General features: G+C 62.0%; 22 protein-coding genes and 2 riboswitches. Of the genes, 10 read left to right on the forward strand and 12 right to left on the reverse strand.

Annotated elements, in window-relative coordinates; translation table 11 throughout:
• Positions 1-30: 30 nt before the first annotated feature.
• The 6 genes from AC3IX1_RS15590 to AC3IX1_RS15615 form a co-directional block, all read right to left on the reverse strand.
• Positions 31-795, reverse strand: a complete 765-nt coding sequence (locus AC3IX1_RS15590; RefSeq protein ID WP_489384840.1) for an IclR family transcriptional regulator — start codon at positions 793-795, stop codon at positions 31-33.
• Positions 796-940: 145 nt separating this feature from the next.
• Positions 941-1330, reverse strand: a complete 390-nt coding sequence (locus AC3IX1_RS15595; protein WP_047529738.1) for a RidA family protein — start codon at positions 1328-1330, stop codon at positions 941-943.
• Between the two features lie 30 nt (positions 1331-1360).
• The gene (locus AC3IX1_RS15600; protein ID WP_489384841.1) at positions 1361-2155 is read right to left on the reverse strand and encodes an amino acid ABC transporter ATP-binding protein; all 795 of its coding nucleotides are present in this window, start codon (positions 2153-2155) and stop codon (positions 1361-1363) included.
• The gene (locus AC3IX1_RS15605) at positions 2152-2814 is read right to left on the reverse strand and encodes an amino acid ABC transporter permease (protein ID WP_046038470.1); all 663 of its coding nucleotides are present in this window, start codon (positions 2812-2814) and stop codon (positions 2152-2154) included. The genes AC3IX1_RS15600 and AC3IX1_RS15605 overlap by 4 nt, the downstream gene beginning before the upstream one ends.
• A gap of 8 nt (positions 2815-2822) precedes the next feature.
• Positions 2823-3485 carry an amino acid ABC transporter permease gene (locus tag AC3IX1_RS15610; RefSeq protein WP_489384842.1) on the reverse strand — a complete coding sequence of 221 codons (663 nt, stop codon included), beginning with the start codon at positions 3483-3485 and terminating at the stop codon, positions 2823-2825.
• A 51-nt stretch (positions 3486-3536) separates the two neighbouring features.
• Positions 3537-4385, reverse strand: a complete 849-nt coding sequence (locus AC3IX1_RS15615; RefSeq protein ID WP_489384843.1) for a transporter substrate-binding protein — start codon at positions 4383-4385, stop codon at positions 3537-3539.
• A gap of 548 nt (positions 4386-4933) precedes the next feature.
• Between AC3IX1_RS15615 and wecB the strand changes: the two genes are divergently transcribed.
• From wecB to AC3IX1_RS15640, 5 genes are read left to right on the forward strand one after another with little or no spacing between them, the layout of a single operon-like run.
• Positions 4934-6088: a non-hydrolyzing UDP-N-acetylglucosamine 2-epimerase gene (wecB, locus tag AC3IX1_RS15620; RefSeq protein WP_489384844.1), complete on the forward strand. Its 1155-nt coding sequence runs from the start codon at positions 4934-4936 to the stop codon at positions 6086-6088.
• Positions 6085-8259, forward strand: coding sequence for a cyclic di-3',5'-guanylate-activated glycosyltransferase NfrB (gene nfrB / locus AC3IX1_RS15625; RefSeq protein WP_489384845.1), 2175 nt, complete (start codon positions 6085-6087; stop codon positions 8257-8259). Before wecB ends, nfrB begins: the two co-directional genes overlap by 4 nt.
• Positions 8256-11420 (forward strand): NfrA family protein, encoded by a 3165-nt coding sequence (locus AC3IX1_RS15630; protein ID WP_489384846.1) that lies wholly within the window; start codon positions 8256-8258, stop codon positions 11418-11420. The genes nfrB and AC3IX1_RS15630 overlap by 4 nt, the downstream gene beginning before the upstream one ends.
• Entirely contained in the window at positions 11420-12298 is an 879-nt protein-coding gene (locus AC3IX1_RS15635) for a DUF4434 family protein (RefSeq protein WP_489384847.1), read from the forward strand. Before AC3IX1_RS15630 ends, AC3IX1_RS15635 begins: the two co-directional genes overlap by 1 nt.
• Entirely contained in the window at positions 12282-13364 is a 1083-nt protein-coding gene (locus tag AC3IX1_RS15640) for a GGDEF domain-containing protein (RefSeq protein ID WP_489384848.1), read from the forward strand. The genes AC3IX1_RS15635 and AC3IX1_RS15640 overlap by 17 nt, the downstream gene beginning before the upstream one ends.
• Before the next feature lie 73 nt (positions 13365-13437).
• On the opposite strand, the gene AC3IX1_RS15645 is transcribed toward AC3IX1_RS15640, so the two are convergent.
• On the reverse strand, positions 13438-13842 hold the full coding sequence (locus tag AC3IX1_RS15645; RefSeq protein WP_489384849.1) for a MerR family transcriptional regulator: 405 nt from the start codon (positions 13840-13842) through the stop codon (positions 13438-13440).
• A 76-nt stretch (positions 13843-13918) separates the two neighbouring features.
• Between AC3IX1_RS15645 and AC3IX1_RS15650 the strand changes: the two genes are divergently transcribed.
• Positions 13919-15142, forward strand: a complete 1224-nt coding sequence (locus tag AC3IX1_RS15650) for an NADH:flavin oxidoreductase/NADH oxidase family protein (protein WP_489384850.1) — start codon at positions 13919-13921, stop codon at positions 15140-15142.
• 161 nt (positions 15143-15303) lie between these two features.
• On the opposite strand, the gene AC3IX1_RS15655 is transcribed toward AC3IX1_RS15650, so the two are convergent.
• The 4 genes from AC3IX1_RS15655 to cobW form a co-directional block, all read right to left on the reverse strand.
• A complete protein-coding gene (locus AC3IX1_RS15655) occupies positions 15304-15849 on the reverse strand; it encodes a vWA domain-containing protein (protein WP_489384851.1) in 546 nt (181 codons plus the stop codon).
• A gap of 119 nt (positions 15850-15968) precedes the next feature.
• The gene (locus AC3IX1_RS15660; protein WP_489384852.1) at positions 15969-16976 is read right to left on the reverse strand and encodes a magnesium chelatase ATPase subunit I; all 1008 of its coding nucleotides are present in this window, start codon (positions 16974-16976) and stop codon (positions 15969-15971) included.
• A 152-nt stretch (positions 16977-17128) separates the two neighbouring features.
• Positions 17129-21034, reverse strand: a complete 3906-nt coding sequence (gene cobN, locus AC3IX1_RS15665) for a cobaltochelatase subunit CobN (RefSeq protein WP_489384853.1) — start codon at positions 21032-21034, stop codon at positions 17129-17131.
• 3 nt (positions 21035-21037) lie between these two features.
• Positions 21038-22108: a cobalamin biosynthesis protein CobW gene (cobW, locus tag AC3IX1_RS15670; protein WP_489384854.1), complete on the reverse strand. Its 1071-nt coding sequence runs from the start codon at positions 22106-22108 to the stop codon at positions 21038-21040.
• A 103-nt stretch (positions 22109-22211) separates the two neighbouring features.
• A riboswitch (cobalamin riboswitch) is annotated at positions 22212-22424 on the reverse strand.
• 235 nt (positions 22425-22659) lie between these two features.
• A riboswitch (cobalamin riboswitch) is annotated at positions 22660-22885 on the forward strand.
• Positions 22886-23006: 121 nt separating this feature from the next.
• Between cobW and AC3IX1_RS15675 the strand changes: the two genes are divergently transcribed.
• The 4 genes from AC3IX1_RS15675 to cobM all read left to right on the forward strand — a co-directional run bounded on the left by AC3IX1_RS15675 (position 23007) and on the right by cobM (position 25157).
• A complete protein-coding gene (locus tag AC3IX1_RS15675; protein ID WP_223542775.1) occupies positions 23007-23198 on the forward strand; it encodes a CbtB domain-containing protein in 192 nt (63 codons plus the stop codon).
• A gap of 11 nt (positions 23199-23209) precedes the next feature.
• The gene (locus tag AC3IX1_RS15680) at positions 23210-23917 is read left to right on the forward strand and encodes a CbtA family protein (RefSeq protein WP_489384855.1); all 708 of its coding nucleotides are present in this window, start codon (positions 23210-23212) and stop codon (positions 23915-23917) included.
• On the forward strand, positions 23914-24327 hold the full coding sequence (locus AC3IX1_RS15685) for a cobalamin biosynthesis protein (protein WP_489384856.1): 414 nt from the start codon (positions 23914-23916) through the stop codon (positions 24325-24327). Before AC3IX1_RS15680 ends, AC3IX1_RS15685 begins: the two co-directional genes overlap by 4 nt.
• Positions 24328-24410: 83 nt before the next feature.
• Positions 24411-25157 carry a precorrin-4 C(11)-methyltransferase gene (gene cobM, locus AC3IX1_RS15690; RefSeq protein ID WP_489384857.1) on the forward strand — a complete coding sequence of 249 codons (747 nt, stop codon included), beginning with the start codon at positions 24411-24413 and terminating at the stop codon, positions 25155-25157.
• 168 nt (positions 25158-25325) lie between these two features.
• Here the strand turns inward: cobM and nfuA are convergent, their stop codons facing one another.
• On the reverse strand, positions 25326-25910 hold the full coding sequence (nfuA, locus tag AC3IX1_RS15695) for a Fe-S biogenesis protein NfuA (RefSeq protein ID WP_007912592.1): 585 nt from the start codon (positions 25908-25910) through the stop codon (positions 25326-25328).
• Positions 25911-26041 lie beyond the last annotated feature (131 nt).

Raw genomic sequence — 26041 nt, forward strand, 5'->3', positions numbered from 1 at the left:
CCTCGTTCACGCGGCCGCAGGCAGCCGCTGCTATTCGTTGATGCGACGGGCCAGGCTGTTGGCGCTTTCGATCAGCACCCGGCGATAGTCGTTATAGTTTTTCTTCGCATCGGCTCGTGGAGCGACGATGCACAGGGTCGCGATGGCCACGCCGCCGGGATCTTTGACCGGCGCGGCGAAGCAATGGGTAAAGGTGTCGGCGACGCTATCGAAGGAAAAGAAACCATCGATACCGGCCTGACGGATTTCCTTGAGAAACTGCTCCAGTGGCAAGCGTTCGCCATTGGGCAGGACGAAGTCGTCGTGGTCGATCAGGTCGACGATTGCCTGGTCGCTCAGGTGCGCCAGCAGCAGGCGTCCAGAGGCGGTCCAGGGGATGGGCGCGTTCTCGCCGATGTCCGAGGAAATGCGGAAATGCCGCTCACCTTCCTTCATCAGCGCCACGGTGTACTTGCGCCCGTTGAGCAAGCACATCTGTGCGGTTTCATGGGTCTGGCTGACGATTTCCTGCAAGGCGTGATCGGCCTCGCGAGTCAGGTCGAAATGGCGCAAATGCGCCTGGCCGAGAAAGTACAACTGGCGACCGAGGTAGACGTGACCGTCCTTGCCCACCGGCTCCAGAATCCGTCGTTCCAGCAGCGAGGCCACCAGTTCGTAGACCGTGGATTTGGGGCTGCCGATGCCGTTGGCGATGTCGTTCGGGCGCAGGGGTTGGCCGATTTCCTTGAGGAAATCGAGGATATCGAACGCCCGGTCCAGACCGCGTGCCCGGCGCTTGATGGTGTCTTCGGTCATTTCAGTGGTTCCCATTCATAATGCCGGGAGTTTACCGAGAGTGCGGCGGCGACTGTTAGGCCGCCTTCGCGAGCAGGCTCGCTCCCACAGGGAAATGCATTCCAAATGTGGGAGCGTGGCTTGCCCGCGATGGGCGCGACTCGGTTCAAGCCTTTTTCTTGTACGCAATACAGTCGATCTCGACCTTGCAGTCGACCATCATGTTCGCCTGAACGCAGGCCCGCGCCGGGGCGTGCTCGGGTTTGAAGTACTCGGAGAAGACCTTGTTGAAACTCGTGAAATCCCGCGGATCCTCCAGCCACACGCCAGCACGCACCACGTCTTCGAGGCCATAACCGGCCTCTTGCAGAATGGCGATCAGGTTCTTCATGGTCTGGTGGGTCTGTTCGACAATGCCGCCAGTAATGATCTCGCCGTCCACCGCCGGCACCTGCCCGGAAACGTGCAGCCAGCCATCGGCTTCAACGGCGCGGGCGAAAGGGCGAGGCTGACCGCCAGCGGCGGTGCTGCCGGTGCCGTAACGAGTAATGCTCATGAGTGTTTCTCCTGATTGAAAATTGAAGGATCAAAAACGGGTGCTTTTGAGAAATTCTGCCAGTCGTGGCGACTGCGGGCGTTCGAACAGTTCCTTGGGCGGCCCCTGCTCTTCGATGCGCCCCTGATTCATGAATACGATCTTGTCCGAAACCTCGAACGCAAAGCGCATTTCGTGGGTCACCAGCAGCATGGTCATACCGTCTTCGGCCAGGCCCTTGATCACGCTCAACACTTCGCCCACCAGTTCCGGGTCGAGGGCCGAGGTCACTTCGTCGAACAGCATCAGGCTCGGGTTCATCGCAATCGCCCGGGCGATCGCCACGCGCTGCTGCTGACCGCCAGACAACTGACCGGGAAAGTGATCGCGTCGTTCCAGCAGGCCAACGCGCTCCAGCCATTTCTCGGCCAGGGCCACGGCCTCGTCCTTGTGCAGCTTCTTCACCTTGAGCAGGCCCAGGGTGACGTTCTGCAAGGCCGTCAGGTGCGGGAACAGGTTGAACTGCTGGAACGCCATGCCGGTCATGGCGCGATGGCGGGCAATGACTTTTTCCGGGTGGCGAATGCGTTTGCCGTTGACCTCGTCATAACCGATCGATTCACCGTCGAGCAGGATCTGCCCGCCCTGGAACTCTTCAAGCATGTTCACGCAGCGCAGCAGCGTGGTCTTGCCCGAACCGCTGGAGCCGATCAGCGTCACCACATTGCCGCGCTGCATGCTCAGGTCGACGCCCTTGAGCACTTCGAGCTGGTCGTAACGCTTGTGCAGGCCGCGAATGTCCAGCAGCGGTTGGCCGTTTTGTGCATTGGTTTGAGTCTGAGTCATGGCAAAGCCACCCGCTTTTCAATGTGCCGGCCGAGTAACTCGATGCCGTAGTTGATGACGAAGAACAGGAAACCGGCGAACAGGTAAAACTCCAGGGTCATGAACGTCCGGGCAATGATCTGCTGGGTACTGAGCAGCAATTCCGCTACGCCGATCACCGACAACAGGGTCGAGGCCTTGACGATCTCGGTGGACGAGTTGACCCAGGTCGGCAGGATCTGCCGCAACGCCTGGGGCAACAGCACGTAACCGAGCGCCTGGTAGAACGTCAGGCCGATAGCCTTGCTCGCCTCCATCTGCCCGCGCGGCAATGCCTGCAACGCACCGCGCACGATCTCGGCGACATGGGAGCCGCAGAACAGCGTCAAACCCAGCGCACCGGCCTGGAACGCGCTGATCTGCCAGCCGAGTGCCGGTGCCATGTAGAAGCACGCCAGCACCAGCACGAACACCGGCGTGCCGCGAATCACATCGACATAAAAACGAAACGGCGCGCGCATCCAGAACTTGCCGTAGGTCAGCACCAGACCGGTGACAACGCCAACGAGCGTGCCGAGCAAAATCGCCAGCACCGACACTTGGACACTGGTCAGGAAGCCTTGCCACAGCACTTCCCGTGCCACCCACAACTCATGCAACCAACTGGGGGATTCGTACATGGGGCCTCCTATCGGCGAATCGCCAGACGCTGTTCGAGGTAACGCAGCATAATGGCAATGAGGTAACAGGCCGCCACATACAGCGCCGTGGTCACCAGCCAGGTTTCAATCACCCGGTAGCTCTCGACGTTGATCTTGCGCGCGTAATAGGTCAGCTCCGGTACGGCAATCGCGGCCGCCAGCGAGGTGTCCTTGAACAGCGAAATGAAGTTGTTCGACAGCGCCGGCAATACATTGCGCAGCATCACCGGCACGTTGACGTAGGCCTTGACCTGCCACTCGCCCAGGCCAATGGCCAACCCTGCTTCACGCAGGCCCTTGGGAATGCTCAGCAAACCGCCACGGAACACTTCGGTCAGGTACGCCCCGGCATACAGCGACAGGGTGATGATGAACGAGGGGATCTTGTCCAGCCTGATCCCCAGGCTCGGCAGCGCAAAGTAAATCAACAGGATCAACACCAGGATCGGCGTGTTACGAATCACCGTGACATACACCGACGCCAGCACCCGCAATGCGCGGTGCCTGGACAGCAAGGCAAACGCCATCATCAGGCCGATCACGCAGCCGATGGCGATCGACAGCAGCGCCAGTTCAAGGCCCATGCCGAGCCCCGCCAGCAAGGTGTCGAAATCGCGCCACACGGCGGCAAAGTTCAACTGATAGTTCATGGTCAGCAGTACCTTGAGCGGGGCGCTCAGCGGCGCCCCACTCTCACGGGATCATTTGAATTCGACGGGAAAACCGATGGCTGGGGTTGGCAGGTCTACACCGAACCATTGCTTGAACGACGCCGCGTACGTCGGGAACTCCACGCCGGTCATGGCTTCATGCAGGGTGGTGTTGACGAAGTTCAGCCAGTCCTGATCGCCGCGTTTCACCGCGCACGCATAGGTCTGCGGGCTCCAGGCGTAGGCCGGGCTGCGATAACGGCCAGGGTTCTGCACCATCAGGTATTTCACCGAAGACTGGTCGGTGGCCGCCGCGTCGGCGCGGCCGGAGTTCACGGCCTGGTACATCAGGTCCACGCTGTCGTATTGATCGACCTTGGCCTTGGGCAGCGCCTGGTGCACCAGTTCTTCGGCATAGACGTTTTGCAGCACCGCCACGGTGAGACTGTCACCGGCGGCTTTCATGTCGTCGATTTCCTTGTACTTGCTGTTCGCCGGCAGCAGCAGGCCGACACCTTCGCGGTAGTACGGCAGGGTGAACGCCACTTGCTGCGCACGGCTGGCCGTCACGGTAATGAACTGGCAGCTGATGTCGACCTTGTCGGTCAGCAGGTTGGGAATCCGCGCATCGGACGACTGCACCACATACTCGACCTTGTCCGGGTCGTTGAACAAACCCTTGGCGATCATGTGCCCGATATCGATATCGAAACCCTGCAACTTGCCATCCGCACCCTGAAAGTGCCACGGCGCGTTGGTGCTGCCGGTACCAACAATCAATTTGCCGCGGGCCAGAACGCTATCGAGCTTGCTGTCCGCCGCCTGGGCCACGCCCATGGCAGCGGCGGTAGCCGCGAACAGAAAAACACACGCTTTGAACAAGGAAGGTCGGCGATGCATGGCAAGCACTCCAGGGTGATGTGTATTCCGCTATACCGGAACTAGGTATGTAACAACGGAATAGACAGCAGAAAGTGTGCCACAGGACGCCAGGCGTTTCCCAGTGCATTTGAAAATTCAACACAATCAACAAGATGGCCAAACACGGGGCAGCAAGCGTTACCCATCACCACGCAAAGGAGCGCTACCTTTGGCTACAAGGCACGGGTAGCCGGGCCCCAAGCGGGTGCACACCGCCGGCCGACTGCAAGGACCCGAACTGAAAACAACCAGGAAAATGGCCTCGTAAACGGACTGCCCAACCGCTTCTGCTTAAAGGATTCATCTCTAATCCCGCTTATCTGCAATCACCCGGGGAATTTTTTTGGCTATTGGCCATCCTATTGCCTCTACTGGCCATCGCCACCGTGCTGGTGATCGACCGCCAACATGCCCAGAACCGGATTGGACAACCCCGGTTCCGGCTGCTTTATTCAAGTTCTAGACAGGTTATGAACTGCAGCTGGCCACCTGATGCGCCAGCCTTTCACGATATTCAAGGAGGGTTAATGTCTTTTAAGGTCATGATGGTTTTCGGCACGCGTCCGGAGGCCATCAAGATGGCGCCGCTGGCTCGGGTCCTGCGTAACTGGCCCGGAATCGATCTGAACATCTGCTCCACCGGCCAGCACCGGGAAATGCTCAAGCAAGTGCTCGACTCTTTCCAATTGACGGTCGACGAAGACTTGCAGGTGATGACCCAGGGCCAGACCCTCAATGGCCTCTCCGAACAATTGCTGGGGCATCTCGACAAAGCCTACGAGCGAGTGCAGCCGGACATCGTGCTGGTGCACGGCGACACCACCACCAGCTTCATTGCCGCCCTCGCCGCCTTCAATCGCCAGATACCCATCGGCCATGTCGAGGCCGGCTTGCGTACCGGCAATTTGCGCGCACCCTGGCCGGAGGAAGCCAACCGGCACCTGACCGGCGTTATCGCCGACCTGCATTTCGCACCGACCACCAAGAGCGAAGACAACCTGCTGCGCGAAGGAGTGCCCAAGGCCAATATCGAAGTGACTGGCAACACCGTCATCGACGCCCTGGTGTGGATGCGCAATCACCAGCAGCAAACCCAGTGGCACCCGGCCGCCGACTCACCGCTTGCGGTACTCGACGACAACCGGCGCATGGTGCTGATCACCGGACATCGCCGGGAAAATTTCGGCGGTGGCTTCCGCAACATCTGCCTGGCGTTGGCCACCCTCGCCCAACGCTATCCCGACGTGCAGTTCGTCTACCCGGTGCACCTCAACCCGCAGGTGCAAAACGCGGTGTACAGCGTACTTTCGGACAAGCCCAACATCTATCTGGTGGCACCGCAGGACTACCAGCATTTCGTCTGGCTGATGGGGCGTGCGTACTTCATCCTCAGCGATTCCGGCGGCATCCAGGAGGAAGCCCCGGCCATCGGCAAACCGCTGCTGGTACTGCGCGATGTCACTGAGCGGCCATCGGTGCTCGAAGGCGGAACGGTGCTGCTGGTGGGCACCGACACCGACCGGATCGTCAAGGAGTCCTGCCTGTTGCTCAATGACCAGGCCACGTTCCAGCGCATGAGCCGTATCCATAGCCCGTACGGCGACGGCCACGCCAGCGAACGGATCGCCAATCGTCTCGGCGTCTGGCTCAAACATCGCGCGGCCTCGGGAAAAGCCGTATGAGCCTGGAGTTGGTCGATTTTTTTGCCTACGTACTGTTCGGACTCAAATACCTCGCGATTATCCTCGCCCTGCTGATGTTCATCCTCGGGCTCGATGACCTGTTCATCGACCTGGTGTACTGGACCCGCAAGCTGATCCGGCGCTGGCGGATCTATGAAAAATTCGAGCGCGCCGATGAAGAGCGGCTGTACACCATCGGCGAAAAACCCCTGGCGATCATGGTGCCGGCGTGGAACGAAGTCGGCGTGGTCGGTGAAATGGCGCGCCTGGCCGCCTCGACCATCGACTACGAGAACTACCAGATTTTCGTCGGCACCTACCCCAACGACGCCGAGACCCAGGCCGACGTCGATGCGGTGTGCCTGCATTATCCCAACGTGCACAAAGTGGTGTGCGCGCGCCCCGGCCCGACCAGCAAGGCCGACTGCCTGAACAACGTGATCGACGCCATCCTGCGCTTTGAAAGCGATGCAAAGATCCAGTTCTCCGGCTTCATCCTGCACGATGCCGAGGACGTGATCTCGCCCATGGAGTTGCGCCTGTTCAACTATCTGCTGCCGGCCAAGGACCTGATCCAGATTCCGGTCTACCCCTACGCACCGGAATGGAAAGGCTTCACCGCCGGCCACTACGTCGACGAGTTCGCCGAGAACCACGGCAAGGACGTCATCGTGCGCGAAGCGTTGACCGGGCAAGTGCCCAGCGCCGGGGTCGGCACCTGCTTCAGCCGCAAGGCGATCAGTGCCCTGCTCGAGGACGGTGACGGTATCGCCTTCGACGTGCAGAGCCTGACCGAAGACTACGACATCGGTTTTCGCCTCAAGCAAAAGGGCATGAAGTGCATCTTCGCCCGCTATTCGGTGACCGATCCGAAACTGGCGCTGGAGCAGCCCTGGGTGTTCGGCATGAACCGCGCGTTCTCCCAGGTGATCTGCGTGCGCGAGCACTTTCCCCGGGACTTGCAGCACGCGATCCGGCAGAAGTCGCGCTGGATCGTCGGCATCGTGTTCCAGGGTACCAAGAACCTCGGCTGGAGCCCCAAGGGCCTGCTCAATTACTTCCTGTGGCGCGACCGTCGCGGCTTGATTGCGTACCTGTTGAGTTTCCTCGTCAACCTGCTGTTCGTGGTGCTGTTGGCAATGTGGCTGGTGACGGTGATTTCTCCGACCGCCTGGCGTTATCCGTCGATCCTTGCCGGCAGTTCGTTGCTGACGACCTTGCTCTGGCTCAATGGCCTGATGCTGCTCAATCGGTTGTTCCAGCGCGGCTGGTTCGTCACTCGCTATTACGGTCTGGTCGAAGGGCTGCTGTCCGCCCCGCGAATGATGTGGAGCAACTTCGTCAACTTCTTCGCCAACCTGCGCGCGCTGCGTCAGGTCATGGAGATGGGCGACTCACGCCGCGTGGCCTGGGACAAGACCACCCACGAATTCCCCGCCTTGACCCAGGCCCAGCGCACCCCACTCGGGCATCGACTGGTGGAAAAAGGTTTGCTGAGCGAAGAGCAGCTCGAAGCGGCGGTGACCAACCCTGTGCGTCGACGCCTGGGTCGTGAACTGCTGCTGCGCGGGCACATCGACACCACGCAGCTTGTGCAAGAGCTGGCAGAACAACTGGACCTGGAGTGGGCACCGCTGAATCCGTTCAAACTCGACAAGCGCCTGATCGCTGCAGTACCCCGCAAGATTGCCACGCACTACGGTGTGCTACCGGTTGCCGAAGAAGGCGACACCCTGGTGCTGGCGTCCGAAGGCCCGGTGAGCCAGGTGTCCCTGGGCGCCATCAGCCGTCAACTGAAACGCCCGGTGCGTTGCCGCCTTGCACCACAAGGCCGGGTGACGCTGGGGATCCGCTACTGGTACGCCAGCCCTCGTCAAAGCGAAGAAGTCCATCAGATGCTCGAGGTGCTTGAGCAACATCAGGACGACGAAAACCTGATCGAGCGCGTCAGCCATCACCAGGTGCTGCTGGGCAATCTGTTGCAAGTACGCGGCATGGTGCCGCCAACCCTGTTCAATCAGGCGTTGATCGATTTCGATGCGGAAAAAATGTCTCTGGGCGAACACTTGATTGAACGCGGCATGATCACTCGGGAAATCCTCGAACAAGCCCTGGCCGATCAGGCCAGCGAACAACAAGCGGCTTACCGCATTGCCCGGGAGGTCGCATGACAGCCGGCCACCGCTACACCCTTTTACTGGGCAGCCTGCTGCTGAGCCTGAGTTCGGCCACTGGTGTGCACGCCGAACCGCTGACCGAGTTCGAGCAGTTTCGCAGTTATCCCTACATGGACCGCAGCTACCGTGAGGCGAAAAAAGGCAACTGGGGCGAAGTCGAAAAGTTGATGCGTCACCTGCTGAGCAAAGTGCCGAACAACGATGAAGCGCGGGCGCTGCTGGTGCAATCACTGGCCAGGCAACGGCGCTACAAGGAAGCGGTGCAGGCGTTGCCCGACAATCCGGCCAACAGCGACGCCCTGCTCAACCTGCGCCTGACCTGGATCGAACAGGACCCGCCCGGCAGCGACCAGGTGGAACAGTGGATCGCAACCAGCAACCTCACTCAGCGTATCCGTTTGTGGCAGGCCTACAGCCTGAGCCTGGCCAAGTTCGGCGGCGCGGCGCGCGCCCATGACTGGTTGGCGCAACTGGCGCCCAAGGGCGATCAACGCATCCTGCAACTGGCCCGGGCCAACTGGTCCGAGCAGTTGCACGACTGGAACGGCACCATCGAACAACTGGCCCCGCTCGCCGCGAAGAATCAGCTCGACGCGCAAGGCTGGCAACGCCTGGCCAACGCCTACGTGCAACGCCTCGATGAACAACCCTTGCAGCAATTGCTACAAACAGCGCCCAGCCCGCAGGCCGCACGCAAGGCTCGGCTGGCCATGGTCGACCGGGCGATCGCCCTGGGTCACATCCAGCAGGCGCAACGCTGGATGCAATCGCTGCCGCCCGCCGACCTTGCCGACCCGGCGCAGCGCCAGCGTCTGTGGGAACTGGCGCGGCAAACCGGTGACAGTGCCACGGTGCAACGCTTGAGCGCGGAGTTGCAGCGGCCCTGCCTGGAGACCGCCGACTGGCTGTCGCGCCACGATCCGCAAGCCGCACTGAGCCAGCTGAAGAGTTGCCGGCCCGATGAAAATCCGCAGGCCTGGCTGATCCTCGCGCAGCGCCTGCAGGCCACCGATCTGCTGCAGGCAACCCGTTTGCCGGAGCCCTGGGACACCCGGCGCCGCGAACGCCTGCTGGACGTCTGGCAGGATGAAGGTCGCAGCGACAAAGTCATGGCTTACCTCGCCGGCCAGCCGCAGACCGCCGACGTGGTCAAGCGCCGCGCCGAGCTGCTCCAGGCAGCGGGTCGCAACAGCGAAGCGTCGACCTTCTGGGAGCGGCATTACCAGCAGACCGGCAACCTCGACTCACTGAATCAGGCCACCTATCTGGCCCTGAATGCCGGCCAACGGGAACATGCGCAACAGTTGCTCGAGAGCGCTTACGACCGCCACGGCGGCAAGCTGCCGACGCCCCTGTTGCAACGCCTGGCGGGGCTGTATGCCGCGACGACACCGACCGCGGCGCAACAGCAACGCATCGTTTCATTGCTCAACCGCGTTGACCCTGCCACCCGCGGACAACTGCTCGCGCAATTGGCGGAAAACGGTCAGTGCGGCGCGGTTCAACAGGCGATTGGCGATCATCCGCAAGCCGCAGGCGATTACCGCGCCCTGGGTCGTTGTGCGATGCCGGAGCGCCCCGGCGAAGCGGTGGTGTATTACCAGACCGCCGAAAAACTGGGTGATCGAAACAGTCGCCTGCCACTGGCTTACGCCCTGGAAGCCGCCGGCGATTCGGCGGCTGCCCTGGCCATCTGGCGCAGCATTCCAGACGCCGAACTCAGTGACAATGCCCGTCTCACCGCCAGCCGTGGCGCGCTGAACATCGGCGACACGCAAACAGCCGAACGCTACTGGCAACAAAGCCGCACCCGTGGCGCCAATGAGTGGGCGCTGGGCGCGGCGATTGCCGATGCCCGGGGCGATCACACGCTGGCGCTGCAGCGCCAGCGTTCCGCCTTGCAACTGGCGCCGGATGCCGAGCATTACTACTCGGCTTCGGTCACGGCGCAAAAGGCCGGCGAACTGCAACAAAGTACCGAATGGCTGGCCGAGGCCGTGCGTCGCGATCCGGGCAACCCCCGTTATCGCGCCGACTACGGCGTACGCCTGGCCGGTGCCGGGACCAAGGCGGAACGTGCCCGCGCCATCCCCTATCTGCAACGCGCCACCCGGGATTTCCCGGAAGACTATCGCCTCGGCGAAACCCTGGCCTGGCGCTATGACGAGGTCGAGGACAGCGCCTCGGCGCGCAAGGAACTGGAGCGCGTGATCGATCTGGAGCAAAACCCGATAGCGGCCGACGACGAGGACGGCAGTATGGAAGCCCGACGCTATCGCCAGCGGCGCGCCCATGAATCCCTGTCCCGCCGCGATACCTTGACCTTCGCCAGTACCTGGTCACCCGCCGGGGTTTCGACCAACGACTTCGTGCGGCCCGATGAGAGCATCGGCGCTCGCCGGCGCACGACCTCGCAGAACGTGCAACTGGCCATGTGGGACCATGCGCTCGGCGAAGAGCCGAGCCGCGCTGGCAGTTCACTGTCGGCCTACGGACGGGTGCTGCTCGGCGGCCAGAGTCGCTCCAGTTATGCAGAGTCCATCGCCACCGGCGTGGGCTTGCGCTACAAGCCCTGGGGTACGGCCAACATCAACTTCTACGGCGAGGTTTACAAGCAAAGCCAGTTCAATGATCAGGACAACCACGGCTTGAGCCTGGGCCAGATGCTGATCCCCGACAAGGTCAACGATCAGGCTGAGGATCATCGAGAGGATGGGCACACCACCACTGACTACCTTCTGCGCGCTACCGCGTCGTTCCTCGATCAGGGGCGCTATCGCAACGACTGGCGCGTCGACGAAAGCGATTGGGAGGAACGTTTTCTCTATCTCGACGCGGCGTGGTGGACCAAGGCCGGCGACCATCAATGGCTGTCGCGCTTCCAGCAAGGGCACACCTGGAAATTGCCGTTCAACAGCGCACAAACGCTCATGCCGTACGGTTTTCTCGAATTCGCCAGCCAGGACCCGAGCAACGACTGGCGCCAGGACCTGCGCACCGGTCTCGGCCTGCGTTGGCAATGGTGGTTCAACGACAGTATCTACAACGCCTATCGCGCGCACCTGACGGTCCGCACCGAGTATCAGCAATCCTTGGGCGGCAATCTGTATGAAGGCGCCAATGGCGTGCTGCTGGGCGTGGAGTTGAATTTCTGATGAGGCGACTACTACTGACTTTATGCGTGCTGCTGGGCGGCGTGGCGGCCCATGCCGACGAGCGGATTTTCTATCAGCCACTCAATGCCGATGCCAGCCTGAGCCAGGCGCAATGGCAGCGGATCTGGCAGGACAGCGCCCGCCAGGGCGCGCACACGGTGATCGTGCAATGGACGGCCTATGGCGACTCCGACTTCGGCGGCGCCAATGGCTGGCTCGCCGGCAGCCTGAAACTGGCCCGGGCCCAAGGCCTGAATCTGGTACTGGGGCTGCGCATGGACCCGGCCTATTACCAGCGCATCAATGAACTGGACAGCGCCGGGTTGGCAACCTACTGGCAGACGCAGCTGGGGCAGTCGCTAGCCCGCCAGCAGACACTGCGCAAAGAGTGGAAGCTGCCGGTCAGCGGCTGGTACTTGCCCATGGAGCTGGATGACCTGCACTTTCTGCCGCTCGATCGTCGGCAAACCCTGCAACGCCAGCTCAAAGATTTCGCTGACCAGCTCGACGCGCCGTTGCACATCAGCGTGTTCAACGTCGGCAAGCTTTCGCCACAGGTGAATGGCCAGTGGCTGGGGGAATTGGCCAACGCAGGGATTCAAGTGTGGTGGCAGGACGGCGCCGGCACCGGGCGCTTGCCACTCCTGGTTCGCAACGGCTATGCCAATGCACTGCCCTGCTCCATCGGTATCGTCAGGGAAGCGTTCCGGCAAACCAGCACGGCCGGGCAACCCTTCCGTGCCGAACCGATGCCCCCGCAAACCTCATCGCCGGGTTGCCACCCGACGTCGGTTTTCTCCCTGCGCTACCGGCCCTGGGGTAAGGTGATTCTCGACAACCAGCACAGCAGCAAGGTCGGCGATGTACAAAACCATTGAAGATGAAGTGCTGAAGAAATCGGCGCCGGCCAAGCTCAAAGCCGAATTTCTCCAGCATGAATTTGATCGGCTACGCACCTTCTGCGTACTGATCTACATCGCCAGCATTGCCGTCTGGATTGCTTATGACCTGATCCTCAGTTTCATCGGCGGACAGCCATTCACCTGGCGTTCGCTGGTGTTTTTCGGCGTCTTTGCGATCCTCGTGATCATCCTGCTGTTTGTCCGCGACGCCCGGCATTTCCAGTGGCTCAACCTGCTGTTCGTACTCACCATTGCGTTCGGCACACGGTTGCTTACCGAAGGTCTGCCCAACGATCACCAACCCGCCTGGTTGCTGCTGGCGGCTTCGACCGCCCTGTTTACAGCGTCAGTATTGCCATTGAGCCGCTGGTCATTCTTTACCGCACAAATTGTCACCTGGTGGTTTCTCAATCCCTTCTACAACACAGGAATCGAACACTTTGAACTGAAGGGCGTGATGGCCCTCAGTTACTCGACATTCATCTGCGGCCTGACCATCTACAGCTTCCTGACACTACGCAAGGCCAAGCTCTACAACTTCATCATGTCCAAGCTGCTACTGGACCAGGCCTACATCGACACGCTCACCGAAATCCCCAATCGCCGCTCGTTCATGACCCGCGCCAACCAACAATTGCACACGGTGCCACGGGAAAACGACCACTACCTGGCGATGGTCGATATCGACAATTTCAAAAAGGTCAACGACGTCTATGGTCATGACATTGGCGACGAAGTGCTCAAGCGCATCGCCCAGGACATCAAGTCGGTGATGGCCCACTACGAATATGCGCGGTTGGGTGGCGAGGAGTTCGCGATTTACCTGGCCGGGGTTCGCCATGAAGACGTCGAGGCGCTGGCAGGCGAGTTGTGTCGGGTGGTGCGCGAGCAAGCCACCAGGCACCCGGTGACCATCAGCATCGGCCTGGCCCGGGTGCTCGACGGCGACACGCTGAACCAGGCACTGGTCAAGGCCGATGAAGCCTTGTATGAGTCAAAGCATACGGGCAAGGATCGGTATACCTTTCATCGTCAGGCTTGAGTTATCTGGCGTCCATTACGCCGCCATCGAGAGCAGGCTCGCTCCCACCTGGGGTGTCGTATCCCTGCCCGACCTAGTGCTTGAATGACGTCATCACCCGCTCGGCATTTTCATCGCAGGTCATGCCTTCGGGCCTGGCCTCAATGGTTTCGATCCATCCCAGCAACTGCGCCTTGCTATGGGCCAGGTGCCGTTGCATCTCTTCGATCTGCCCGATCTTGCGGTGCAGGCCGGCCATCAACTCATCGTGCTTGAACGCGCCCGTCACATTATCCGGCAGCAACTGCTTTAGCTCCTCCAGGCTGAAGCCGGCTTGTTGTGCACATTGGATGAGTTGCAGGGTTTGCAGCGCCTGTTGCGAATAGCGCCGATACCCGTTGGAAGAACGCTCGACCTGCCGGATCAACCCCTGAGACTCATAAAAGCGGATGCGCGATGCGGTCAGCCCACTCAACTGCGCCAATTCACCAATTTTCATAAAGGCCTCATTTGTCCGCTTGACATTAAAGTTAACTTTAAGCTTAGCCTCTACTCATCACTACGAGGAGTCAAGCATGTCGCCCTTCCAGATCTTGAATTTGCCCAACGGCCAGACCATCGGCAATCGCATTGCCAAAGCGGCGATGGAAGAGAACCTCGCCGACACCGATCAGGTGCCCGACCAGGCGCTGTTGCGCTTGTATCAGGCCTGGGCCGAGGGCGAAGCCGGCTTGTTGCTGACCGGCAACGTGATGATCGACCGCCGCGCCATGACCGGCCCCGGCGGTGTAGCGCTGGAAGACGAGCGCCACCTGGAGCGCTTTCGCCAGTGGGCCAGTGTCGGCCGGGCTGGCGGTGCGCACTTCTGGGTGCAGCTCAACCATCCTGGCCGTCAGACTATGGCCAACCTTGGCCAGCAAGCCTTGGCGCCGTCGGCGGTTGCGCTGGACCTGGGCCAGTTCTCGAAGATGTTCGCCGAACCCAAGCCCATGAGCGAGGACGACATCCAGGAGGTGATCCGACGCTTCGCCACCAGCGCCGCACTGGCCGAGAAAGCCGGTTTTACCGGCGTGCAGATCCACGCTGCCCACGGCTACCTGATCAGCCAGTTCCTTTCGCCGCTCACCAATCGGCGCACCGATCAGTGGGGCGGCTCCCTGGAAAATCGTGCACGTCTGTTGTTGTCCGTCGTCGACGCGGTTCGCCAAGCGGTGTCGCCACAATTTTGTGTATCGGTGAAGCTCAATTCAGCGGACTTCCAGCGCGGCGGTTTCGATGCCGATGATGCGCGACAAGTGATCCAGTGGCTAAACGAACAAGCGATCGACCTGCTGGAACTCTCCGGCGGCAGTTACGAAGCACCGGCCATGCAAGGCGAAGCGCGCGATGGCCGGACCCTGGCGCGAGAGGCATACTTTCTGGAAATGGCCAGTGAACTGGCCAGCGTAGCGCGCATGCCGGTAATGGTGACCGGCGGGATCCGCCGTTTGGCGATCGTCGAACAGGTGCTCGACAGCGGACTCGCCATGGTAGGGATCGGCACCGCATTGGCCGTGGAACCGCACCTGGTCAAGCACTGGCGCGAAGGCCGGGACAGCCATCCGCAGCTGCCGCCGATCCGCTGGAAGCGCAAGCCCCTGGCGGCGCTGGCGAGCATGGCGGTGGTCAAGTTTCAACTGAATCGCTTGAGCCGCGGGCGCAAAACCCGACCTGAAGTCTCGGCGTTGTGGGCGTTGATTCTCGACCGGTTATACATTGGCAAGCGTACCCGGCAGTATCGGCAGGCGATGGGCAAATGATTCAAATTTGATGTTGCCTGACCCACCGCTTTCGCGGGCAAGCCCGCTCCCACACGTTTCGGCGCTGAACACAAATTTTGTGTACAACGCCAACCACTGTGGGAGCGGCGGTGCGGCGATCCGACTTGCCCGCGAAGACGGCGGCATGAACAACCCAGAACTCAGCCAAGCAACAGCTCATCGATATGCCGATACTCGGCCTGCAACTGCGCCGCCAGCACCCTGCTGCGCCCAAGCCGAATCGGCCCGCGCTCGATGTCGATCAATAGCCCCGGGCACTCCAGCGTCGGCAGCAACGGCCAGTCCTTCAGCCGGCCATCGGTCACCAGCAACAAGCGCTGCTGCTCTGCCGGAAAACGCTTGTGCCGTGCGGCAAGCCATTGCCCCGCTTCGCTCAATGCCGCGAGCAACGGCGTGCCGCCACCGGCGCCAAGGCCATCGAGCCAAAGGCGCAACCCGGTCGAGGCCTTCAATCCCTGCACCTGCCACTTGGGTGCAGCACCGCTGGCCGTGAGCAACGCCAGTCGCGCGCGCTGGCGATAGGCGTCGTCGAACAACTGCGCCAGCAAGCCCTTGGCATCGCTCAATGCCTGATGACGGCGGGTCGATGCCGAGGCATCGACGATCACCAGCCACAGTTCATGGGGCGAACGCGTACGCAGGTGAAACAACAGGTCGTCGCGCTGACGCGGTCGGCCATTGAGCAAAGTGCCAGGCCAGTTGACCGAGCCGCTGCGGGCTGCGTGACGTTTGCCCTGTTTGCCGTGGTCCAGCCGCCCGGCACGGGGTCTGGCATTCGCCCCCGCGTTGGAGCGAGGGCGAATGCCTAGGGCTTTTTTGGCCAGCTCGGCACTTCACGTCGTGCGCCGACCGCCAGCGCCTGGGCAGGCAACTCGCCCCACTGGCCCTGCCCTTCGCTCGGGTTGGCGTTCTGCGGTGCTGAGGGTTGCGCAGTCTGGGATGGCTGCGGCGCCGGTGGTAAATGCTCGCGACGACGATGGCGCAAGGCGAACTCGGCCACGGCGTCGATATCTTCCTCGGCGATGGCGTTAGCCCCGCGCCAGGCGGCGTGCGCACGGGCGGCGCGCAGCCAGACCAGGTCCGCGCGCAAGCCATCGACACCAGCGGCAAAGCAGCGCTCGGTGATGTGTGCCAGCGCCTGGTCGTCGAGGGGAATGTTTGCCAGCGCGTTGCGTGCGTTCTGGCAACGTTCGCGCAGAGACGCCTGCGCGGTTTCCCATTCGGCGCAGAAACCTTGCGGATCGCTGTCGAAATCCAGGCGACGGCGGATGATCTGACCGCGCTCGGCCGGCACGGTGTGTCCACCGAGGGCGACGTTCAAGCCGAATCGGTCAAGCAGTTGCGGACGCAGTTCACCCTCTTCCGGGTTCATGGTGCCAATCAGCACGAACTTCGCCGAGTGCCGATGGGAAATGCCGTCGCGCTCCACCAGATTGGTGCCGCTGGCAGCCACATCGAGCAGCAGATCAACGAGGTGATCAGGCAATAGATTGACCTCGTCGACGTAGAGCACGCCACCATCGGCCTTGGCCAGTACGCCGGGCGAAAACTGTGCGCGACCTTCGCCCAGCGCCGCGTCGAGATCGAGGGTGCCAACCAGGCGCTCCTCGGTGGCGCCCAATGGCAATGTGACGAACTGACCGCTGGCCAACAGGTCCGCCAGACCACGGGCCAGGGTTGACTTGGCCATGCCCCGCGGGCCTTCGATCAGCACGCCGCCGATTTTCGGGTCGATGGCGGTCAGGTACAGGGCCAGCTTCAAATCGTCGGCGCCGACCACGGCGGAGAGTGGGAAATGCGGGGTGTCGGTCATTGTTTTATCTCGGTCATGGTCGGTGATCTCACAGGCGCCCCAATCCCTGTGGGAGCGGGCTTGCCCGCGAAAGCGGTGTTCCAGCCAATAAAGCTGCATCGAATGTGCTGGCCTCTTCGCGGGCAAGCCCGCTCCCACAGGGTTTGCGGTGATTAGCTGTCTTCTTCTATATCGAGCAACAGGTTTTCCAGCGCCTCACGGTACTCGCCGGGCTCCTTCCACATCCCCCGCTGTTGCGCCTCGAGCATGCGCTCGGTCATGTCGCGCAAGGCATGGGGATTGTGTTCGCGGACAAAATCCCGGGTGTCCGGGTCAAGCAAGTAGGCATCGGCCAGCAACGCGTACTGGTGATCGTCGATCAACTGCGTGGTGGCATCGAAGGCAAACAGGTTGTCGACCGTCGCAGCCATTTCGAACGCACCTTTGTAGCCGTGACGCTTGACGCCTTCCAGCCACTTCGGGTTGGCCGCCCGGGAGCGGATCACCCGGTTCAGCTCTTCCTTCAGGGTGCGAATCTTCGGCAGGTCCGGCTGGCTGTGGTCGCCATGATAGCTGGCCGCCGCCTCGCCTTTCAGGCTTTCCACCGCCGCGAGCATGCCGCCCTGGAACTGGTAGTAATCGTTGGAGTCGAGCAAATCGTGCTCGCGGTTATCCTGGTTTTGCAACACGGCCTGTACCTGGCTCAGGCGCTGGCTGAACTGATCGCGGGCAGCGGTGCCTTCGTCGGAACCGCCATAAGCGTAGCCGCCCCAGTTGAGGTAAACCTCGGCCAGGTCCTCGCGGCTCTGCCACAGGCGACCGTCGATGGCGCCCTGCACGCCCGCGCCGTAGGCACCCGGTTTGGCCCCGAAAATCCGCCAGCCGGCCTGACGCCGCGCAGCGTCTTCATCGAGCCCTGACTGCAGCAAGGTTGCGCGCTCGGCGCGTACCTTGGCCGCCAACGGGTTGAGGTCGTCCGGCTCATCGAGGTCGGCCACCGCTTGCACCGCCGCGTCGAACAAGCGAATCAGATTGGCAAAGGCGTCACGGAAGAAACCCGACACGCGCAAAGTCACGTCCACCCGCGGACGATCGAGCAAACTCAACGGCAGAATCTCGAAATCATCGACCCGCTGGCTGCCGGTGGCCCAGACCGGACGCACGCCCATCAGCGCCATCGCCTGAGCAATATCATCGCCACCGGTGCGCATGGTCGCAGTGCCCCACACCGACAGGCCGAGCTGGCGCAAATGATCGCCGTGGTCTTGCAGGTGCCGTTCGAGAATCAGGTTGGCCGACTGGAACCCGATGCGCCACGCCGTGGTGGTCGGCAGGTTGCGTACATCCACCGAGTAGAAGTTGCGTCCGGTGGGCAGCACGTCCAGACGACCACGACTCGGCGCACCGCTGGGACCGGCCGGGACGAAGCGACCGCCCAGGGCATCGAGCAATCCGCGCATTTCCGCCGGACCGCAGGCGTCCAGACGCGGGGCGATGACGTCACGCAAACCATCGATAATGGCTTGTACCTCAATCCAGTCCGCCTCCTGTAGGAGCGAGCCTTTGTGGCGAGGGGGCTTGCCCCCGTCGGACTGCGCAGCAGTCCCTTTTTTTGGGGTCGCTACGCGACCCAACGGGGGCAAGCCCCCTCGCCACACAAGCCCGCTCCCAGAGAGGATTGGTGTGGTTTGAGCCTCTGTATTCAACGCGTCCGAAATCAACTGCGCGGCAAACAGTTCCAGGCGTTCGCGGGTATCGCCCGCCGTGCGCCAAGTCTCGTCGCTGATAAGCAAAAGTGGTTCGGGACGCGGCCCGGCCCAAGGCTCGGCCAGCGCGCAATCCAGTGGATCGAACCCCAGCCCGAAGGCCTTGGCCAATGCACGCAGCAGACTCGACTGCGCGCCCCGGCCATCGCCTCGCGGGATGCGCAGCAATGCCAGGAGGGTATCGATGCGCAATCGACCGGTCGGTGATTCACCGAACACATGCAGGCCGTCGCGGATCTGCGACTCTTTCAAATCGCACAGGTAAGTGTCGAGTCGCGGCAACCAGATTGCCGCGTCGGCATCGCTGTCGAGTTGTTCATCCAGTTGCAGTTCACGGTCGATGTGGGTGTCGCGCACCAGTTGCAGGATGTCGCGCTGCAACTCGCGGGCACGGCGCGGATCGAGCAACTGCGCTTCGTAATACTCGTCGGCCAACAGTTCGAGGTTACGCAGCGGGCCGTAGGTTTCGGCGCGGGTCAGCGGGGGCATCAAGTGATCGATGATCACCGCCTGGGTACGCCGTTTGGCCTGGGCGCCCTCACCCGGGTCGTTGACGATGAACGGATAGATGTTCGGCAGCGGCCCGAGCAGCGCGTCCGGCCAGCAGTTTTCCGAGAGCCCCACGCCTTTGCCCGGCAGCCATTCGAGGTTGCCGTGCTTGCCGACGTGGATCACGCCGTGGGCGCCGTAGGTGTTGCGCAGCCAGAAGTAAAACGCCAGGTAGCCGTGAGGCGGCACCAGGTCCGGGTCGTGATACACCGCGCTCGGGTCGACCTGATAACCCCGCGCCGGCTGAATGCCGACGAAGGTCAGGCCAAATCGCAGGCCGGCGATCATCATCCGTCCGCTGCGGCACATCGGGTCGTTCTCCGGCGCCCCCCAACGTTCGAGCACCGCCGCGCGATTGGCTTCGGGCAATGCGTTGAACATCGCCAGATAATCCTCCATCCCCAGGCTTTGCTGGCACGGACGCAGGTCGAGGGTCTCGAGATCGTTGCTGACGCCGCCGAGCAACTGCTGGATCAGCGCGGTGCCGCTGTCCGGCAATTCAGCCGGCAACGGATAACCTTCGGTATGCAGCGCCCGCAGGATATTCAGCGCGGCGGCCGGGGTGTCAAGGCCCACGCCATTACCGATGCGCCCATCGCGGGTCGGGTAATTGGCGAGAATCAAGGCAATGCGTTTATCCCCATTGGGCACCCGCGCCAGATCGACCCAGCGCCGCGCCAGTTCGGCAACGAAGTCCATGCGTTCCGGTTGCGGCCTGTAGCAGACCACATCCGACTGACTGCGCTCACTGCGCCACGCAAGATCCTTGAAACTGATCGGTCGGCTGATGATGCGCCCGTCCAGCTCGGGCAACGCGATATGCATCGCCAGGTCGCGAGGGCCAAGCCCCTGTTCGCTGGCGCGCCAACCCGGTTCGTTGTCCTGGGCGCAAATCGCCTGGATCACCGGAATATTGCGACGGAACGGCCGCAAGTGCGGCGCTTCGGGGCTGGACTGGGCGAAGCCGGTGGTGTTCAAAATCACCGAGACGCTGGCCTCATCCAGCCAGTCCTCGACCACGCAAAGACAACCGGGTTCCTTCAGGCTGGCCAGCGCAATCGGCAACGGATTCAACCCCGCGGCCTGTAAACGCTGGCAAAAAACATCAATGAAAGCGGTGTTCGCCGCCTGCAAGTGCGAGCGGTAAAACAGCACCGCCGCCACCGGTTGATCGGCGTGCCAGTCGGCCTGCCAGTCCCTCAGTGCGGCGCAGTGTTTGTGCGGATGGTAAATCGCCGTGCGTGGCAGGGTTTGCGGCTCGCCCCAGGTGTAATCACGGGCCAGCCAGCGGTTGGCCAGGCAGCGGAAGAAATCGAGGGCGTTGCCCATGCCGCCCTGGCGCAGAAACTGCCAGAGCCGGTCGCGATCCTCGGCAGCGACGGTGCTCAGGTCACTGAGCTCCGGGTCCGGGCGATCATCACCCGGCACCAGAATCACCTGCACTCCGCGCTGCGACAGCTCGACCAGGCGCTCGATGCCATAACGCCAATAGGCGATGCCGCCGTGCAACGAAATCAGGATCACCTTGGCGTGACGCAGCACTTCATCGACATACAAATCGACCGAGGCATGGCTCTGCACTTGCATCGGGTTGGCCAGTCGCACGCCAGGGTAATCGTCGGGCAATTGCTGCGCCGCTTCGGCAAGCAGCGCCAGGCTGGAATCGCCGCTGCACAGGACCACCAGTTCGGCGGGGGTTTGTCCAAGGTCGGCAATGTTGTCATCCGACACGAAACCGCCGGGCTGGGTCCTGAGCAGGTGCATGGCTTACACGCTGAGCGCGGCGCGCAATTGCGCTTCGAGAACAGTGGCGTCCAGTTCCTGGCCGATCAGCACCAGGCGGGTTACGCGTGCTTCTTCGGTGCCCCACTGGCGGTCGAAGTGCTTGTCGAAACGCGTGCCCACGCCTTGGATCAGCAGGCGCATCGGTTTGTTTGGAACGGCGGCGAAGCCTTTGACGCGCAGGATGCCGTGCTGGACCACCAGTTGAGTCAGCGCGTCCATCAGCAGGCTTTCGTCGGCCTGCGGCAGTTCGATGGAGATCGAATCGAAGGCGTCGTGATCGTGGTCGTCATGATCGTCGTCGCCATCGTGATGATGATCGTGGTGGCTATGACGGCTGTCGATGTGTTCCTCGGAGCCGGCACCCAGCCCGATCAGCACGTCCAGCGGCAGGCGACCGCTGCTGGCTTCGATGATTTTCACCGCTGGCGGCAATTCCTCGGCGACTTCCAGGCGCACGCGGGCCAGGTCCGCCGGGTTGATCAGGTCGGCTTTGTTGAGGATCACCAGGTCAGCGCTGGCCAGTTGGTCGGCGAACAGTTCGTGCAGCGGCGATTCGTGGTCCAGGTTCGGGTCGAGCTTGCGCTGGGCGTCGACCTGATCCGGGAAGGCCGCGAAGGTGCCGGCGGCCACGGCAGGGCTGTCGACCACGGTGATCACGGCGTCCACCGTGCAAGCGCTGCGGATTTCCGGCCACTGGAAGGCTTGGACCAGCGGCTTGGGCAGGGCCAGGCCGGACGTTTCGATGAGGATATGGTCAAGATCGCCGCGACGGGCCACCAGTTCGCGCATCACCGGGAAGAATTCTTCCTGGACGGTGCAGCACAGGCAGCCGTTGGCCAGCTCATAGACACGGCCGTTGGCCTCTTCTTCGGTGCAACCGATGGAGCACTGCTTGAGGATTTCGCCGTCGATGCCCAACTCGCCGAACTCGTTGACAATCACCGCGATGCGGCGACCTTGGGCGTTGTCGAGCATGTGCCGCAGCAGCGTGGTTTTACCCGAGCCGAGAAAGCCGGTGACGATGGTGACGGGGAGTTTGGCCAGTGTTTTCATCGGATGCCCTATGGCTAATGTGGCGGGCATACGGGACGACGACCGGCAACGCGGACGCGCGTGCCTGAAGAGTTCGCCACCGGATCACCCCGCCCGGTTGAAAGTGAGAATCTGTGACGAGGCAGGTCTCCTGGCTGACGGTGTGCCGGCCTTGAGCCTGGCATTCGCTGCGCCTTCCCGCCGGCCTCATGGATTGAGCCTGCAGTGGCGTGGCAACGAACATCACCGTTCACAGTTGCGGGGGCAGCCGCGGCATCGACCGCGTTCCCTTCTTAGCTTCGACAAACGCCGAAGAACCTCGAAAGCGCAAGGCTACGCATGGTCTTGGGGCGGGTCAATGTCCGCAGGTTGATTGCGATCCTCTGTGGCGAGGGAGCTTGCTCCCGTTCGGCGGCGAAGCCGTCGCAAATCCAGAGTGCAGGTTTTACCTGGATAAAGGTGAGGGGGGTCGCTTCGCAACCCAACGGGAGCAAGCTCCCTCGCCACAATGTGTTGTGCAAGCCTCAAGTGAGAACCCTTGCCAATTGACGCCCAACCCCCGCCCATGCTCTCCTACACACCTTGTTACGGGTGCCCTTCACAGGGTGAAACGGGAAACCGGTGAATCATGTGCTTTACTCTTAAGCCATGTCAGTCCGGTGCTGCCCCCGCAACGGTAAGCGAGCGAAGCGTCAGATCCACTGTGCCACTGCGGCATGGGAAGGTGATGCTTTCAGGTCCAGGCGCAAGCCTTCGCCCCTCGTGAGCCCGGAGACCGGCCCGCAACACAAAGTGACCAGTACGGTCACTGAACCAACAAACCCGCGGTGGGCGGGCGCTGTTTGAAACCTTGCGCGCCTGGTCGTACGGTTTTTTGCGTGCGCTCTTATTCCCCGCTGACAGACCAGAGGGAAACGCCATGTCGATCATCAGCAGCGCCGAACACACAGCCGCGAGCACCACCTCAACCCTGACCCAACGTCTGACCGTCGCCGTCTGCGCGTCGATTTTGGGCGCGTGCCTGGTGTATTTCGCCGGTTTCTCGCATATCGAAGCGGTGCACAACGCCGCCCACGATACCCGCCACAGCTCCGCGTTCCCGTGCCATTGAGAGCTGTCGACATGATCACGCGTATTGCGCAAACCGCAGGTTTCACCGGGCTGCTGGCCGCCCTGTTGCTGACCCTGCTGCAAAGTTTCTGGGTCGCTCCGCTGATTTTGCAGGCCGAGACCTACGAAAAATCCGAACCGGCCGCTGTTGAAATGCATGAGCACGCCGACGGTGCGACGGCTGCCCACACTCACGATGCGCAAGCCTGGGAGCCGGAAGACGGCTGGCAGCGCGTGCTGTCGACCACCGGTGGCAACCTGGTGGTGGCCGTCGGTTTCGCCCTGATGCTGGCCGGCCTGTACACCTTGCGTGCGCCAACCAAAACCTCCCAGGGCCTGCTCTGGGGCCTGGCCGGTTACGCGACCTTCGTGCTCGCGCCGACCCTCGGCCTGCCTCCGGAACTGCCAGGCACTGCCGCCGCCGACCTGGCACAACGGCAACTGTGGTGGATCGGTACCGCCGCCTCCACCGCCGTCGGTATCGCGCTGATCGTGTTCAGCCGTCACTGGCTGATGAAAATCCTCGGCGCGGCGATCCTCGCCGTTCCCCATGTGATTGGCGCACCGCAACCGGAAGTGCATTCGATGCTCGCTCCAGAGGCACTGGAAACCCAGTTCAAAATCGCTTCGCAACTGACCAACGTGGCGTTCTGGCTGGCCCTGGGCCTGATCAGCGCCTGGTTGTTCCGTCGCAAAAGCGATGGCCAATACAACGCATGACGGATATCAGCACAGCGCCGACCCTGGTGGTCGGTCTGGGCTGCCAGCGAGGCTGCCCTGTCAGCACGTTGCTGGCGCTGCTCGATCAGGCGCTGGAGGCGCACCAGATTGCTCGTCATGAAATCAAGGCGCTGGCCAGCATCGATTCGAAGCGCGACGAGCCTGCGCTGATCGAACTGGCTCAGCAGCTTGGACTGGAATTGCAGTATTTCAGCAGTGAACAGTTGGCCGTTTATGAACCGCAACTCAGTCATCAATCGCAAATAGCCTTTGAACGCACCGGTTGCTACGGCGTGGCGGAAAGCGCCGCACTGGCCCTGGCGGAGCAACTGGCCCAGGCCCCGGCAAAACTGCTGATTCCACGACAAAAATACGCCCAGGCAACCCTGGCATTGGCTGGCGCTGCGTAAAAAACCGATAATCCCCGCCATTGATCATGAACATTCTTCATCTGAAGCCCTGTTCAGCCCCTTTTTTCCCACAGGAACCGACGATGACCGTCTACTTCATTGGCGCAGGTCCCGGCGACCCCGAACTGATTACCGTCAAGGGCCAGCGGCTGATTCGCAGCTGCCCGGTGATCATTTATGCCGGTTCCCTGGTGCCTGCCGCCGTGCTGGAAGGTCACTGTGCCGAACAGGTGGTCAACAGCGCCGAACTGCATCTGGAACAGATCATCGACCTGATCAAGAGCGCCCACGCCAAAGGACAGGATGTGGCCCGGGTGCACTCTGGCGATCCGAGCCTGTATGGCGCCATTGGCGAGCAGATTCGCTATCTGCGCGAGCTGGGCATTGCGTTCGAAATCGTACCTGGCGTGACGGCCACAGCCGCTTGCGCAGCGCTCTTGGGCGCGGAACTGACGCTACCGGACGTTTCCCAGAGCGTGATCCTGACGCGCTACGCCGACAAGACCGCCATGCCTCCCGGAGAGGAATTCTCCAGCCTGGCGCAACACGGCGCGACCATGGCGATTCATTTAGGGGTCAATCACCTGGCGAAGATCGTTGAGGAACTGCTGCCCCATTACGGCGCCGATTGTCCTATTGCAGTGGTTCACCGCGCGAGCTGGCCGGATCAGGATTGGGTGGTGGGCACGCTTGAGGATATTGCCGGGAAGGTAGAAGCCAAGGGCTTTCGCCGTACGGCGTTGATTCTGGTGGGTCGCGTGCTGGGCAGTGATCACTTCAGCTCGTCATCGCTGTATCGCGCGGGGCATGCGCATCTCTACAGGCCCTGAAGCACCTGTGGCGAGGGAGCTTGCTCCCGCTGGACCGCGAAGCGGTCCCAACATCAGCCAACGCATTCATCACGGAAAATGCATTGGCTGATTTTGTGATGGCTATGCCATCAAGCGGGAGCAAGCTCCCTCGCCACAGCGCCGTTTTTTCGTTTCGCAGCGAACACCTTAGTAGTAGGCGTTTTCTTTCTGCGTGTGGTCGGTCACGTCGCGAACGCCCTTGAGCTCAGGGATGCGCTCGAGCAGAGTGCGCTCGATGCCTTCCTTCAGCGTCACGTCGGCCTGGCCGCAGCCCTGGCAACCACCGCCGAACTGCAGGACAGCGATGCCGTCTTCGACCACGTCGATCAGGCTGACCTGACCGCCGTGGCTGGCCAGCCCCGGGTTGATCTCGGTTTGCAGGTAATAATTGATGCGCTCGTTGACCGGGCTGTCGGCGTTGACCATCGGTACCTTGGCGTTTGGCGCCTTGATGGTCAGCTGGCCGCCCATGCGGTCGGTGGCGTAGTCGACAACGGCATCGTCCAGGAAGGCTTCGCTGAAGTGGTCGATGTACGCGGTGAAGCTTTTGAGCCCCAGCGCGGTGTCTTCGGGTTTTTCTTCGCCCGGCTTGCAGTAGGCAATGCAGGTTTCGGCGTACTGGGTGCCAGGCTGGGTGATGAAGACGCGGATGCCGATGCCCGGGGTGTTCTGCTTGGAGAGCAGATCAGCCAGGTAATCGTGGGCGGCGTCAGTGATGGTAATAGCGGTCATGGAAACTCCTCGCAGGCTTGGGCGCAGTTTACGCCAATCAACGCGCCGGACAAAGTCCTAGTATTTTTGTCGGGAAAAGAAACACCGATCAACCTGTGGGAGCAGGCCTTTGTGGCGAGGGGGCTTGCCCC

This window comes from Pseudomonas sp. KH_046_2, assembly GCF_057838985.1.

What these genes read in the sequence shown, in the direction of transcription:
- AC3IX1_RS15590 (WP_489384840.1), bottom strand. Translation starts at nt 795, where the DNA reads ATGACCGAAGACACCATCAAGCGCCGGGCACGCGGTCTGGACCGGGCG.
- AC3IX1_RS15595 (WP_047529738.1), bottom strand. Translation starts at nt 1,330, where the DNA reads ATGAGCATTACTCGTTACGGCACCGGCAGCACCGCCGCTGGCGGTCAG.
- AC3IX1_RS15600 (WP_489384841.1), bottom strand. Translation starts at nt 2,155, where the DNA reads ATGACTCAGACTCAAACCAATGCACAAAACGGCCAACCGCTGCTGGAC.
- AC3IX1_RS15605 (WP_046038470.1), bottom strand. Translation starts at nt 2,814, where the DNA reads ATGTACGAATCCCCCAGTTGGTTGCATGAGTTGTGGGTGGCACGGGAA.
- AC3IX1_RS15610 (WP_489384842.1), bottom strand. Translation starts at nt 3,485, where the DNA reads ATGAACTATCAGTTGAACTTTGCCGCCGTGTGGCGCGATTTCGACACC.
- AC3IX1_RS15615 (WP_489384843.1), bottom strand. Translation starts at nt 4,385, where the DNA reads ATGCATCGCCGACCTTCCTTGTTCAAAGCGTGTGTTTTTCTGTTCGCG.
- wecB (WP_489384844.1), top strand. Translation starts at nt 4,934, where the DNA reads ATGTCTTTTAAGGTCATGATGGTTTTCGGCACGCGTCCGGAGGCCATC.
- nfrB (WP_489384845.1), top strand. Translation starts at nt 6,085, where the DNA reads ATGAGCCTGGAGTTGGTCGATTTTTTTGCCTACGTACTGTTCGGACTC.
- AC3IX1_RS15630 (WP_489384846.1), top strand. Translation starts at nt 8,256, where the DNA reads ATGACAGCCGGCCACCGCTACACCCTTTTACTGGGCAGCCTGCTGCTG.
- AC3IX1_RS15635 (WP_489384847.1), top strand. Translation starts at nt 11,420, where the DNA reads ATGAGGCGACTACTACTGACTTTATGCGTGCTGCTGGGCGGCGTGGCG.
- AC3IX1_RS15640 (WP_489384848.1), top strand. Translation starts at nt 12,282, where the DNA reads ATGTACAAAACCATTGAAGATGAAGTGCTGAAGAAATCGGCGCCGGCC.
- AC3IX1_RS15645 (WP_489384849.1), bottom strand. Translation starts at nt 13,842, where the DNA reads ATGAAAATTGGTGAATTGGCGCAGTTGAGTGGGCTGACCGCATCGCGC.
- AC3IX1_RS15650 (WP_489384850.1), top strand. Translation starts at nt 13,919, where the DNA reads ATGTCGCCCTTCCAGATCTTGAATTTGCCCAACGGCCAGACCATCGGC.
- AC3IX1_RS15660 (WP_489384852.1), bottom strand. Translation starts at nt 16,976, where the DNA reads ATGACCGACACCCCGCATTTCCCACTCTCCGCCGTGGTCGGCGCCGAC.
- cobN (WP_489384853.1), bottom strand. Translation starts at nt 21,034, where the DNA reads ATGCACCTGCTCAGGACCCAGCCCGGCGGTTTCGTGTCGGATGACAAC.
- cobW (WP_489384854.1), bottom strand. Translation starts at nt 22,108, where the DNA reads ATGAAAACACTGGCCAAACTCCCCGTCACCATCGTCACCGGCTTTCTC.
- AC3IX1_RS15675 (WP_223542775.1), top strand. Translation starts at nt 23,007, where the DNA reads ATGTCGATCATCAGCAGCGCCGAACACACAGCCGCGAGCACCACCTCA.
- AC3IX1_RS15680 (WP_489384855.1), top strand. Translation starts at nt 23,210, where the DNA reads ATGATCACGCGTATTGCGCAAACCGCAGGTTTCACCGGGCTGCTGGCC.
- AC3IX1_RS15685 (WP_489384856.1), top strand. Translation starts at nt 23,914, where the DNA reads ATGACGGATATCAGCACAGCGCCGACCCTGGTGGTCGGTCTGGGCTGC.
- cobM (WP_489384857.1), top strand. Translation starts at nt 24,411, where the DNA reads ATGACCGTCTACTTCATTGGCGCAGGTCCCGGCGACCCCGAACTGATT.
- nfuA (WP_007912592.1), bottom strand. Translation starts at nt 25,910, where the DNA reads ATGACCGCTATTACCATCACTGACGCCGCCCACGATTACCTGGCTGAT.